Source organism: Herbaspirillum sp. DW155, from assembly GCF_037076565.1.
Taxonomy (GTDB): Bacteria; Pseudomonadota; Gammaproteobacteria; order Burkholderiales; family Burkholderiaceae_D; genus Herbaspirillum.
Genome location: NZ_AP029028.1, coordinates 1,379,161 through 1,391,970, shown reverse-complemented (window position 1 = coordinate 1,391,970; position 12,810 = coordinate 1,379,161). Strand labels below are relative to the sequence as shown.

The 12,810-nt window shown below is 65.5% G+C and carries 9 protein-coding genes; 6 read left to right on the top strand and 3 right to left on the bottom strand.

What is annotated here, in order from left to right; genetic code table 11:
• The first annotated feature begins 283 nt into the window (after positions 1–283).
• The 6 genes from AACH55_RS06265 (at position 284) to flgE (ending at position 8,927) form a co-directional block, all read left to right on the top strand.
• On the top strand, positions 284–817 hold the full coding sequence (locus AACH55_RS06265; RefSeq protein ID WP_338718566.1) for a sigma-70 family RNA polymerase sigma factor: 534 nt from the start codon (positions 284–286) through the stop codon (positions 815–817).
• A gap of 8 nt (positions 818–825) precedes the next feature.
• On the top strand, positions 826–1,779 hold the full coding sequence (locus AACH55_RS06260) for a FecR domain-containing protein (RefSeq protein WP_338718565.1): 954 nt from the start codon (positions 826–828) through the stop codon (positions 1,777–1,779).
• 13 nt (positions 1,780–1,792) lie between these two features.
• Positions 1,793–4,306, top strand: a complete 2,514-nt coding sequence (locus AACH55_RS06255) for a TonB-dependent receptor (RefSeq protein ID WP_338718564.1) — start codon at positions 1,793–1,795, stop codon at positions 4,304–4,306.
• Positions 4,307–4,447: 141 nt separating this feature from the next.
• On the top strand, positions 4,448–5,563 hold the full coding sequence (locus AACH55_RS06250) for a VirK/YbjX family protein (protein WP_338718563.1): 1,116 nt from the start codon (positions 4,448–4,450) through the stop codon (positions 5,561–5,563).
• Positions 5,564–5,589: 26 nt separating this feature from the next.
• On the top strand, positions 5,590–7,629 hold the full coding sequence (fliD, locus tag AACH55_RS06245) for a flagellar filament capping protein FliD (RefSeq protein ID WP_338718562.1): 2,040 nt from the start codon (positions 5,590–5,592) through the stop codon (positions 7,627–7,629).
• 35 nt (positions 7,630–7,664) lie between these two features.
• Entirely contained in the window at positions 7,665–8,927 is a 1,263-nt protein-coding gene (gene flgE, locus AACH55_RS06240) for a flagellar hook protein FlgE (RefSeq protein ID WP_338718561.1), read from the top strand.
• 768 nt (positions 8,928–9,695) lie between these two features.
• Here the strand turns inward: flgE and AACH55_RS06235 are convergent.
• The 3 genes from AACH55_RS06235 to AACH55_RS06225 form a co-directional block, all read right to left on the bottom strand.
• The gene (locus tag AACH55_RS06235; RefSeq protein WP_338718560.1) at positions 9,696–10,835 is read right to left on the bottom strand and encodes an FAD-dependent oxidoreductase; all 1,140 of its coding nucleotides are present in this window, start codon (positions 10,833–10,835) and stop codon (positions 9,696–9,698) included.
• Between the two features lie 21 nt (positions 10,836–10,856).
• Entirely contained in the window at positions 10,857–11,207 is a 351-nt protein-coding gene (locus AACH55_RS06230) for a RidA family protein (protein ID WP_338718559.1), read from the bottom strand.
• Positions 11,208–11,272: 65 nt separating this feature from the next.
• Positions 11,273–12,802: an amidase family protein gene (locus AACH55_RS06225; RefSeq protein WP_338718557.1), complete on the bottom strand. Its 1,530-nt coding sequence runs from the start codon at positions 12,800–12,802 to the stop codon at positions 11,273–11,275.
• Positions 12,803–12,810: the final 8 nt, after the last annotated feature.

The following is a 12,810-nucleotide window of genomic DNA, read 5'->3' as shown; positions in this document are numbered from 1 at the left end:
CGCTGAATAACCAGCATCAACCCGAGCCCAAGCTCCATCGAAACTTTACAGTTTATCCATACTTCCTCCACACTCCACCGGCCGCAAATCCAAACCCAGACTGGACAAAAAGGCCCACCCATCCCGCTTTTGGCGCAGCGGCGTGGAGTTTTTTTTCACCAATGTGAATTTCTCTTATAATCTGCCGCACATCCGGCGATTCCTGGATATCGTACTGACAACGAGACCAGCACGGCCGATGCAGCCTCCCCATCAATATTGACTCGCATTTTTACAGCCATCCATGAGTTCAAACTTCATGTCCGATCCGCACGGCACCATGAACAAGATCGAAGCCATGTTCATCGAACATCATGGCTGGCTGCGCATGCGCCTGCGGCGCAGCGTGGGTGATGTCTTTGCCGCCGAGGACGTGGCTGCCGAAACCTTTACCCAGTTACTCAGTGCGCCGCCACAGGAAGTGCGCGAGCCACGTGCGCTGCTGACCACGATTTCGCGCCGCATCGTCTACGAACTGTGGCGCCGCCGCGATCTCGAGCAAGCCTGCCTGCAGGCGCTGGAACATGCCAAGGGCGAGGCGCAGGCCGTCTCCCCCGAAGACCAGATGCAACTGCTGCAGGCCCTGCGCGCGATAGACCAGGCGCTGGCCGGGCTGACCGCCACGGAATGCGCGGCCTTCCTGCTCTACAAGCTCGATGGTCTGACCTACCAGGCCATCGGCGACCAGTTGCGCATCACGCCCAGCGTGGCGCGCCGCTATGTCGCCAAGGGTCTGCTGCAGTGCTACAAGGCTGCGGGCTTCGCGCCGCTGGGGTAACTCCGTCCATGAAGAACGAGGACAAGATCGTGGCGCAGGCCATCGAATGGATGCTGCAGATCGAACAGGGAGAACTGAGTGCAAGCGACCAGGCCGCCTTCGAACGCTGGAAAGCGTCCGATGTACGGCACGCCACCGCGTATGCCAACCTGACCCAATCGGTGCAGCAGTTCGATATCCCACGCCAGGTCGGCGCCGCCCCGCACATCCTGCGCACCACCCTGCAGCAAAAGAGCCGACGCCGCAAAGCCCTCAAGCAGATCGCCGTGCTGGCCGGCCTGACCGCAGGCGCCGGCCTGCTGCTGGACCGCGTGACACCGCTGCAGGGACTGCGCGCCGACCTGCACACCGGCACCGGCCAGCGGCGGCGCGCGACGCTGGCCGATGGCAGCATCGTCATCCTCAACGCGCGCAGTGCCATCGACCATCAGATCCTGCCCGGCTTGCGGCAGATCAGCCTGCTGTCCGGCGAGATGCAGATTGAAGTGGCCGCGCGCGCCGATCTGCCCTTTGCCATCGATACCGTCCATGGCAGTGTCAAGCTGCTGGCGGGCACGCTGATGATGGCCTTGCAACCGCTGCGTACCGACGTGGTGGCCATGCAGACCGCGCAGGTGGCCGTGATCACCCGCAACAACACCCGTGGAGCGCTTGCCGGCGGCCAGCACGTCTGGTTCGACACGGACAGCATCGGCAGCGCGCGTGCCAACGTTGGCGGAGAGGCTTCGTGGATCGAGGGTTACTACACCGCCTCCAACAGCACGCTGGCCGAGGTGGTGGCGGCACTGCGCCCATACCGCAAGGGCGTCCTGCGGCTCGACCCGGCCGTGGCCGATCTGCGCATCAGCGGCGCCTTCCCGCTGGACGATACCGAGCGTGCATTGTCGGCCCTGGCCAGCGCCCTGCCCATCTCGGTCACCCGGGTCAGTCCCTTCTGGGTCACCATCAGCGCCAGCGCCTGACCCTGCCCGCTTCATGTCGCCGCGACGCCTCACCCTCCTGCTGGCGCACTGCCTGGCTGCCACCGCCCTGGGGACGCTGACGTCCTCCTCGGCAGCCCAGGCGGTCTCTGCTGCGCCCCCGCTACCTCAGCCTGCTCAGCCTGCGCAGTTGGCCCAGTTCGACTTCCACTTGCCTGCCAACAGCATGGATGCCACCCTGGCCGCCATCGCCCGCGTTGCCGGCGGCATCGTACTGTTCGATCCGGCCGTGACGGCCGGGCTTGGCAGTGCCGGCGTGCAGGGCAGGTATACCCTGCCCCAGGCGCTGCAAGTGGCGCTGGCCGACAGCCCGCTGCAACTGGTCACGCACGCCGACGGGTCCTTCGGCGTACGCCGCATACCGGTTCTGCAGCCCCACTACAATCCGCCGCTGCCGCCGGTCATGCAGACCGGTACCGGCCAGGAGCGCGACACCGGCCACGGTTATCAGGACAGCGGATTCCTGGCCAGCACCAGCCGGCTGGCCTCGCGACAGGAAGAAAAGCTGTCGGCTTTGCCGGCCTCACTGCAAGAGATCACCAGCTCCGTGCTCGAAAGCCAGCAATCGCGCTCGGTCGTGGACAGCCTGCAAAACATCAGTGCCGTGGTCCATGGCCGTGGCGATGGCATCGACCAGGCCGGCACGCTCTATGTGCGCAGCTTCATTGCCCCGGTGATGCGTGACGGCTGGGGCGACCTGATCTCGCTGTCCAACGTGACCAATGGCCGGGTCGCGGGCTCGCGCAGCATCACTTCGCTGGACGTGCCGATAGCCGCCATCGAGCGCGTAGAGGTACTGGGCGGCGCCGACTCCATCGTCGTGGGCGGACCGATGGAACCAGGAGGATCCGTCAACATCGTCACCAAGCAGCCGGTGGCCGACACGCTGCGCGAATGGACCGTGGAGATCGACAACCGCGGCCATCGCCGCACAGCCCTCGACCTCGGCGGCAGCCTCACGCAAGACCGCGCCTGGACCTATCGCACCATCCTCTCGGCCACGCACGACAAACGCACGCTGGACGGCTACGACGGCGCCCGCGAGTTCTACCTGGCCTCCTCCGTCGGCTACAAGGATAGTGATACCGCCGTGGTAGCGGGCCTGAGTCATCAGGTCATGCGTTCGCCGTTTGGCGGCTACCAGAGCGCCATGCTCACCGACAGCGGCCCCGGACCGAACCTGCGCACCGCGCCCTGGGGTCGCGCCGACGACCACAGCCAGGCGACCAAGAGCGAACTGTTCTACCGCTGGGAACAAACGCTCGGAGAGGGCTGGCGCCTCAACAGCAAAGCCCGCTTCACGCGCCTGCGCTACAGCGCCGCCGGTTACACCAAATGCGCTGCGGTAGACGAGGATGCCGGCACCGGCGTCTGCGTGAGCGACCAGTCGTTATTGCATTCGGACGGCATCGGGTTCGACAACAGTCTGTCCCGCCAGATCGTCAGCGGCGAGTGGAATCATACGGTGATGGCCGGCGGCAGCTTCACCCGCACGCGCCTGCTCAGCTACAGCGATGGCAACAACAGCAATCTCGTCGGCGTGCGCTGGCCACCTTCGTCGGCCGACTTCGCCCCCATCACCGGGCCGCGCAGCGTCATCAGCGAAGGCCATGCCATCTACACCTCCAACGTCTATCTGCAGGATCAGGTCCGCTGGCGGCGCTGGTATCTGCTGGCCAACCTCGGCTACGAACAGGAACGCAACAACTTCTCTCGGGATATCGACATGAACGGGGTGGAGCATGACACCTCTCCTCCGCGTCACGGACCGGTCTACAACCTGGGCATCGCCTATCGGCTCAGCAAGTCGGCCACGCTCTACGCCAACGCCTTCCGCAGTTTCACACCCGGCCAGCTGCTGCTGGACTCCAGCCTCAATGGCGGCAAGCCCGGCATCAACAGCGCCCCGGCCACCACCGGAAAATCGGCTGAAGTAGGTCTCAAGCTCGAATTGCTGGAGCGCCGCGCCATCTTCACCGCCGCGCTCTACCGCGCCAGTCATACCAATGTGGTGCAGTTCGTCTTTCCCGCAAACAATTCTCTAGTCAACAACTACGTGTTGCTGCCCTCTGCCGTCAGCCAAGGAGTGGAGCTGAACCTGTCGGGCCGCCTGGCGCGCGGCTGGAACATCATCGCCAGCTACAGCTACAGCCTGTTCCGTCCGGCTGCCGATAGCGACGAGAACCGCCGGACTGCGCAATTTGCCCATCACCGGGCCAGTCTCTGGAGTACCTACGACTTGCCCTGGGAAGCCTGGCGTGGCTGGGGCATCGGCCTTGGACTGACGGCGCGCAGCAGCTACATGGCCTCCAGCGATGCCGACTCGCAGGCCCGCATTCCCGGCCAGACCCGCGTGGACGGCAGCCTCTACTATCGGGTTAATGGCAGCCGCACCACCCTGGGTATCCGCAATCTGTTCGACCGGCGCCTCTACAGCGACTTCGCCACCTCCACCATCGGCGTGGAGCCATCCCGCACCCTTACCCTGACCCATATCGTGGAGTTCTGAGCAGGCCGCTGACGGCGCCGCCATGCCGATACGGCATCGCTGAAAAAAAATTTGTAACAGACCGTCATTTTTGCGCAGCTCGTTGCACATGCAAGACAGAGAGATCCCCTTCTCTGTGTTCACCGTGCAAGGAGTTGTGCCATGTCATTGCCTGTCGTTTCGAATTACCCGGGCCCTTACGGTCTGTCGCCGGATATCCATGAGCCCCTGCTGGCCGGCCTGTGCCTGTTGCTGATGGCCCTGGGCCTTTACCTGGTCTTGCCCGGCGTATCGCGCTGCTACCATCTGGTACGTACCAGAGCCGGCGCGGGCGGTCGCGCCGGTCGCAGGCCCCAGCGCGCGCCGGTGCGCTCGCCGGCGCGCTCGCCCGCCCCGCTTAACCTGCTGAGCGCGCCGGACCAGACGCGCCCGCTGCTCTCGCGCCTGGCACGCCAGTGCAAACTGCGCGCCCGGGCACTGCTGTATCCGCGCCAGACCCGCCGTTGGCTGGCCTTCTGGAACAAGACCTCGACCCATGCGGCGCTGGCCCTGGCCACGCCGCGCCTGCTGCACAAGATCTACCGTCCCTACCAGTCACTGCGTCTGCGCCAGCCGCAGCGGCTGGACATCCTGACCAGTCACTACGACTTCATCATCGGCCACAGCCTGGCGCCGCTGGTGCTGCAAGCTTCGCGCCGACCGATTCCCCTGGGCCGGTTCCAGGGCAAGTCAGGTCAGGACTACGAAGTCCGCCTCGCGGCCATCAGCAGCCTGGACCACGAAGGCGAACTGGCCCTGCACCTCTATTGCGGTCAGGAGCATCTGTTCTCGACGGCCTTCACCCTCTGTCGCCAGGGCGCTGGCTGGATCGTGCGTATCGGCTGTCTGCAAGGTGCGGGGAGCGCCAACAGCCGTGAACAGATCCGCCGCGCCACGCGCGACCTGTTTGGCCTGCGTCCCAAGGCACTGATGGTCCGGCTGGTGCGGGCCATCGGCGCCGGCTTCGGCTGCGCGCGCGTGGTTCTGGTCAGCAATGGCAATCGTGTATCCAACCGGCGCAGCAAGAAGGGACGGGTCCACGCCGACTATGACGCTTTCTGGCAAGAGCTGGGCGCAGCGCGGCGTAGCGATGGGGACTACGAACTGCCCTGTGAAGAAGCGGCCCCGAATCTTCAGGACCTGCCCTCGCGCAAACGTGCGGAAGGCCGGCAACGTCAGGCGCTCACGCAGGCGGTCACGCAACAGGTGCGCGGCGCGCTGGCACACGCTGGCGCCTGAACAACGATTGCTCGGACGAAGACACCATGGCAAGCTCTACCGGATCCATCTCTACCTCAGCCGGCCCGCTGGACGTGGCCAAGATTGTCACCCAGATGATCGCGGTGGAAAGCGAATCGCGTCTGACACCGCTGGCCAACAGGGCCGACGGCTTGAAAGCGGTGCTGGCTGCCTATGCCAACCTGAACACCGCGCTCGGTACGTACCAGAGCGCGCTGGCCGGACTGACGGCGGCCAAATTCAGCGCCCAGAAAGCCGTGGTCAGCAACAGCGCCAGCGGCAGCCAGAACAAGACCGGGGCCGACGCCATCAGCGCCGAGATCAACGTCGACGAATCGACCCGGGCAGTGGCCCAGAAAATCCAGTCGACCGGCTTTGCCAGCGGCCATTTGTTTCGCGCCGGCGATTCGCTGGCCATCAAGACCGGGAGCAAGCCGCCGACCTTCATCACCCTCAAGGCCGACGCTACCGTGACCGGCCTGCGCGATACCATCAACGCCGCCAACGCCGGTGTGACCGCCAGCGTGGTGCGCGACGACGCCGGTGAACACCTGGTATTGGAATCCAATACCGGCGGCGTCGCCAATACGCTCACCGTCCACTCCAACAACAGCCTGTCGCCGATCAGTTTCGATCCACAGCGACAGCGCAGCGGCATGACCCAGACCCAGGCTGCACGCGACGCCACCAGCGCAGCGGCCGGCAGCTATGTCGTCAGCGTCGAGCAACTGGCCCAGGCGCACAAGCTGAGTTCGGCCGGCATCAACCCGGGCAGCACCTTCGACGTGGGCGTACTGGCGATCAAGACCGGGCAGGGATCGACCGCGCTCATCAAGCCGGCCAACCATACCCTCTCCGGCGTGCGCGATGCCATCAACGCCGCTGATGCCGGTGTGAATGCCTCCATCGTCAGCGATGGCAAACAGGAACATCTGGTCCTGACCGCCAAGGAAAGCGGTGCGCAAAACACGATCCGGGTCTCGGGCACGGGGGACTTTGCGGTCTTTGCCTCGGACCCTTCCGGCAATCTCAGTACGGCCACCGTGGCACCGGAGAAGCGCTTCACTACCGGCACCGTGACGCTGGCGGTCGGCGCCCGCAACATCAGCCTGAATCCCGGCGCCAGCGGTGGCGCAGCGGCACCGGGCCTGGCCGACGTGGCACGCGCCATCAACGAGGCCAAAGCCGGCGTGACGGCCACCGTGCAGCGCGAAGCCCAAGGCACCGGGACCGTCGAACGGCTGGTGTTGAGCAATGGCGGCAGCGACCCCGTGAGCCTGCGTGGCAGCGGCGATTACGCCCTCCTGAGCGCCAGTAGCATGGGACAGCTGCAACGCCCGCAGGATGCGCGACTGAGCATCGATGGCGTAGCCATTACCGCCACCAGCAACAAGATCCGCGACGCCATCTCCGGCGTGACGCTGAACCTGAACCGCACCACCAGCGCCGGCGACCGCTTCACGCTGGCCGTCAGCAATGACAACAGCGGTGCCAGCAGCGCGGTCAACAGCTTCGTCGATGCCTTCAATGCTCTCTCGAAATCGCTGGCAGGTCTGACCCGGCAAGCCCCCTCCAAGGTACGCGGCCAGGCCGGCGAACATGGTCCGCTGGCCAGCGAGACGATGGTGCTGGCACTGATGGGCCAGTTGCGTCATGCCGTGCTGGGCGAAGTGAGCGGCAATGCGCATGGCTCGCTGGCGGCCATCGGCGTGAGCTTCAAGAAGGATGGCACGCTGGCACTGGACAGCGCACGCCTGACCAAGGCCGGCAACAGCAGTTTCGATGCACTGGCGCGCCTGTTCACCGACAAGGGCGGCGTAGTCACCCGCAGCCAGGCACTGCTGGACAAGGTGCTGGGTGAGAACGGCCTGCTGGCCGGCAAGATCCGCGGACTGCAGAACAGTCTGAAGACCGTCTCCGACCAGCAGGCGGCGGCCCGCGAACGCCTTGCCAATCTGCGCGACAGCTACACCAACCAGTTCAATCGCCTCAACGTCACGCTGGCGAAGATGCAAACCTCGCAAAACTACCTGCTGCAGCAACTGGCGCGTCTGCGCAAGAGCTGACGCGCCCCTCCACCTCACTGAACGGATACACCACCATGAGCTTTCAACAGGGACTCAGCGGCCTGCAGGGCGCGAGCAAACATCTGGAAGTCGTCGGCAACAACGTCGCCAATGCCAGCACCGTCGGCTTCAAGCAGGGCCAGGTCCAGTTCGCCGATGCCTATGCCAACTCCATGAACCGCTCCGGCAACTCTGCGGTGGGTATCGGCACGACGGTGGCCAACGTCAGCCAGGCCTTCACCCAGGGCAACATCGCCACCACCAATAACGCACTCGATGTGGCCATCAATGGCGACGGCTTCTTCCGCATGACTCCCAGCCTGAGCGATCAGTCTGCCCGTTACGGACGCAATGGCCAGTTCCAGCTGAACAAGGACGGCTATCTGATCAACCCCAGCATGAACGGCGCCTACCTGACCGGCTACCCCGCCGGCGCCACCGGCGGTGATCCGGTGCCGCTGAAGATCGATACGGCTACCCTGCCGGCCACACCGACTTCGCGCGTCAGCAGCAAGATCAACCTCGATTCGCGCAAGAGCGTGCCCACGGTCACCCCCTTTGCACCGACCAACCCCAACAGCTACAACAACGCCACCGGCGCCACCGTCTATGACAGTCTGGGCAATCCGTATTCGCTGCAGACCTACTACGTCAAGACACCGCCCAGCGGCAGCCCGCCCGGCACCACCTGGTCGGTCTATGGCACCCTGGACGGCAAGCTGATCAGCGCCGCGCCACCGGCGACAGGCCCGCAGTTGCTGGGCACGCTGCGCTTCGATGCCAGCGGCACGCTCACTGCCAGCACCGGCATGTCGCTGGACCTGAGCAGCATGGTCAAAGGCGGCGCCAGTTTCCCCACACCGATCGCCTTGAGCTACACCGGTTCAACCCAGACCGGCTCGGCCTTTGCCAATCTCGCACAGTCCCAGGACGGTGCACCGCCCGGCACGCTCTCCAGTTTTTCCATCGGCAAGGATGGCAGCCTGGTGGGCAGCTACAGCAACCAGCAGACCAGGGTGCTGGGGCAGATCGTGCTGGTCAACTTTGCCAACCCGAACGGCTTGCAACCCGTGGGCAACAATCTGTACCAGGCCAGTGCGGCGGCAGGCAGCCCGCTGGTCGGCACGCCCACCAGCGCGACCTTCGGTAGCCTGCAAGGGCGCGCCGTCGAACAATCCAATGTCGATCTGACCGCCGAACTGGTCAACATGATCGTGGCGCAGCGCATCTATCAGGCCAACTCGCAATCCATCAAGGTGCAGGATACGGTGTTGCAGTCGCTCATCAGCCTGCGTTGAGGGAGCGTCGATGTCCACCGCTGCACCGCTTTCCTGCGTTCCAGCCGGCCAGGGCGCCGTACTGGGCTTTCCGGTCGAGCCGGCCATGCGCCACCTGATCGATGCCGCACTCAATGCAGTCATGGAAGACGCCGCCGCCCAGGCACGCCTGACCATGGGCACGCTGGGCCGCTGCGCCGATTACGCCCTGGTCGGCGCCCGCGTGCTGCGCCTGCTGCTCAATCGCCCCTACACCGCCCTGTCGGGCGGCGAGATCATCGACTGTGGCGGCGGTCTCTACGTCGCCCTGCATCCGGGGCGCAAGGCGCGGCGCAGCGCACGCAAGCTGTCCGAACTCAAGGATTACCATTGCTGGATCGAAGCCCTGCATCCCATGCCCGACGGTACGGTGCGGCGCGAGGTGATCGATTTCACTGCGCGCCACGATCCGCTGGTGGCCAGCGTCTGTGGCCTGCCCTTCGCGCGGGAGCACGTGAGCAACTACCTGTGGGCCTGGCATGAAGATATTGCGCCGCTGCCGCTGGCGGCGCGCGCGCAGCTCCCGCCACAGAGCCGCAGCGGAGACTGGATGTGGACAGACCGGGATTGTCTGCGCCTGCTGAAGAGGTACGAGCAGGATCACGATGGCCTGCTCGATCACCTGACCGGGCAAGTGCTGCACAAGCTGGTCGAGGCCATGCAGGCGCATGAGGATGCTGCCTCGGGACACCGCACGAGCCCGCCGGAAAGCAGCCTGGGCACGCCCGACAGCGTGCCCCTCGCAGTCGCTCAGCCCAGTCGCGCCGGACTCAAGGCTGCCGCATCAACGCCAAAGCGCGCGATATGCGAAGGCACCGCTTCACCGCGGATCAGGGCAGCATATGTTTCCCCTGCAGCCGGCGCGGATTGGATGCCATAACCGCCCTGCCCGGCGGCCCAGAAGAAGGCCGGCAACCGGGTATCGTAACCACCGACGAAACTGCCATCCTCTACGAAGGAACGCAGCCCGGCCCAGACGTGCGCGGGGCGGCGGATCTCCAGCGTGGTGCCGTTCTGGATGTGGTCGATGGCAATGGCGATATCCAGTTCCTCGGCCTGCACGTCGTGCGGTACAACCGCGTCGGCATTGGCGGGCGAGCCCAGCAGCAGACCGGCATCCGGCTTGATGTAGAAAGATTCATCGACCGGCATGAACATGGGCCAGTGCGCGCTGTCGGGCGGCGCGGCAAAGGTGAAGGCCGAGCGCCGCTTCGGCACCAGCCCGATGGGCGCGGCCCCGGCCAGCCGGCCGATCTCGTCGGCCCAGGCACCGGCGGCGTTGATGACCACGCCCGCCAGCATCTCACCCTGCGTGGTCTGCACGCGCCAGGTACCCTGCCCTGGCTCATCCGCATACTGCAGAGACTGCACCTCGGCGCCACACACCACGCGCGCGCCAGCGGCCCGTGCGCCGCGCAGGAAGCCCTGGTGCAAGGCATGCACATCGATGTCGGCGGCATCTTCCTCGTAGACCGCACCGATCAGATCGTCCTCCCGCAGCACCGGCACCATGGCGCGGGTCTGCGCGGCGTCCAGCCGCTGCACCTGGTCGGACACGGAACGCACCAGCGCTTCGTGGGCATCGAGTTCCGCGCGCAACGCAGAGGTCGCGTAGAACAAGGCGCCGCGCGGCGTGAGCAAGGCATGTTCGGCGAAACCTTCAGGCGGATGATCGAAGAAGGCGCGGCTGGCACAGGTCAGCGCCCGCACCTGCGGCGGACCGTAGCTTGCCATGTAGAGCGCGGCCGAACGGCCGGTGCTGTGATAGCCCGGCTGCGATTCGCGCTCGGCCAGCATGACGCTGCCATGGCGCGCCAGCCAGTAGGCGATGGAAGCGCCGGCAATGCCGGCACCGATGATGAGATAGTCGACGCGGCCGTGCTGGCTCATGGGCATGCTCCTGACGCGATTTCAGAGAGCGGCGATGACGGCCACTTCCACATCCAGCCCCGGCGCCATCAGCAAGGCCTGCACGCAGGCCCGCGTGGGCGCATGACCCGCCGGCACCCAGGCATCCCAGACGGCATTGAACTCGGCGAAATGCGCCGGGCTGGAGAGCCAGACATTGGCGCTGACGATGCGTTCGCGGCCGATGCCCTGCGCCTGCAACTGCGCATCGATCTTGGCCAGTACCTCGCTGGCCTGCTGTGCGATGGGCGCACCCGCCTGATTAGGCACCTGACCGGCGACGAAGGCGAAACCATTGGCGAGCACCAGCTGGCTCATGCGGGCGTTGGTATTGAAACGTTGGATAGGGCTCATGAGTTTGACAATCAGTGAATCAGTGAATCGGTTTATCGATGCATCGATGAACTGAACTAAATAATTTATACCGCAGCTTGCGCAGCCGCCGCCGTTGCCACGCCATCGAGGATGGGCGGATGGGTGACGATGGAGGTCAGCGGTGCATGAACAGTCTTCAACTGCGCCAGGTCCGGACGCGGCCGGCGCAATGCCGCGTCGCCCGCGAACGCCGCTTCCAGCGCGCCAGCCCAGGCCAGCAGGCGGGCATCGTCGCGGAAGGCGCCGGTGATCTGCAGGCCGAACGGCATGCCGCGATGATCGCGTCCGCACGGCAGCGAGATGGAGGGATTGGTGGCCAGCGTGACCACATAGGTCAGGGCCAGCCAGCGATAATAATTTTCCAGCGCCACGCCGTTGACTTCCTTCAGGTACAGCTCGCTCCAGGGGAAGGGCGAGACCGGCGTGGTCGGCGAAATGATCAGGTCATAGCGCGCATAGAGCTGCTGGAAGCGGCGGAACAGCCGGGTCTGCTCGCCCTGCGCCCAGGCGCAGTCGGACAGGCTCATGGCCGCACCCATCTCGTAGTTGGCGCGGGTATTGGGCCCCAGCGAAGCGGGATCGCGCCGGTAGGCCGCTTCGAAACCGGCCACGAAGGCCTCGGCGCGGATCACGTCGAAGGCGCGATGGGCCTCGCCCATGTCCACCCCGACCGGTTCGCAGACCTGCACGAAGCTGCCGATGGCGGCCATCTTCTGGCGGAATACCTCACGGATGCCGTTATCCACCTCGCACACGCCAAAGTCTTCGGTATAGCCGATGCGCAGGCGCGACAGGTCCACCGGTGGCAAGGCCGCAAAGGCAGCGTCATCGACGGCGTAGCTCAGGGGATCGCTGGCATGCAGGCCCAGGGTGGCGCGCAATTGCAGCACGGTATCGGCCACGTCGCGGCCCATCGGGCCGACCACCGAGATGGGCGTCCAGCCCAGCAGCTTGCGCTCGCTCGGCACCAGGCCCGGCGACGGGCGAAAGCCGACCACGCCGCACTTGGCCGCCGGAATGCGCAACGAGCCACCGGTATCGGACCCCGAGCACATCGGCAGCAGGTCCACCGCCAGCGCCGCGGCCGATCCGCCGGAAGAACCGCCGGCGTTCAACCAGGGATTGAAGGGATTGCCGGTGGCACCCCATACGGTATTGCGACTGTTGGCGCCCGCGCCCATCTCGGGCACGTTGGTCTTGCCGGCGACAATCGCACCGGCCGCACGCAGCCGCGCCACCAGTGCGTTGTCACGCGCGGGGACATTGCCGCGATAGATCGGCGAACCGTAGGTGGTGAGCAGCCCCTCGGTCTCCTCAAGATCCTTGATCCCGATGGGCAGGCCGTGCAGCAGGCCCAGCGGGCCACCGGCCATGACCGCCTGCTCGGCTGCGCGCGCCTCCTGACGGGCGCGCTCGAAGCAGGTGGCGGTCACGGCATTGATGTGGGGATTGATCTCTTCGATGCGGGTGATGCAGGCCTCCAGCAATTCCACCGGGGAGAGCTGTTTGCTGCCGATCAGCTGGCGCAGTTCGACGGCACTTTTTTCGACGAGTGTGTCGGAGGTGACGGACATGAAATTCC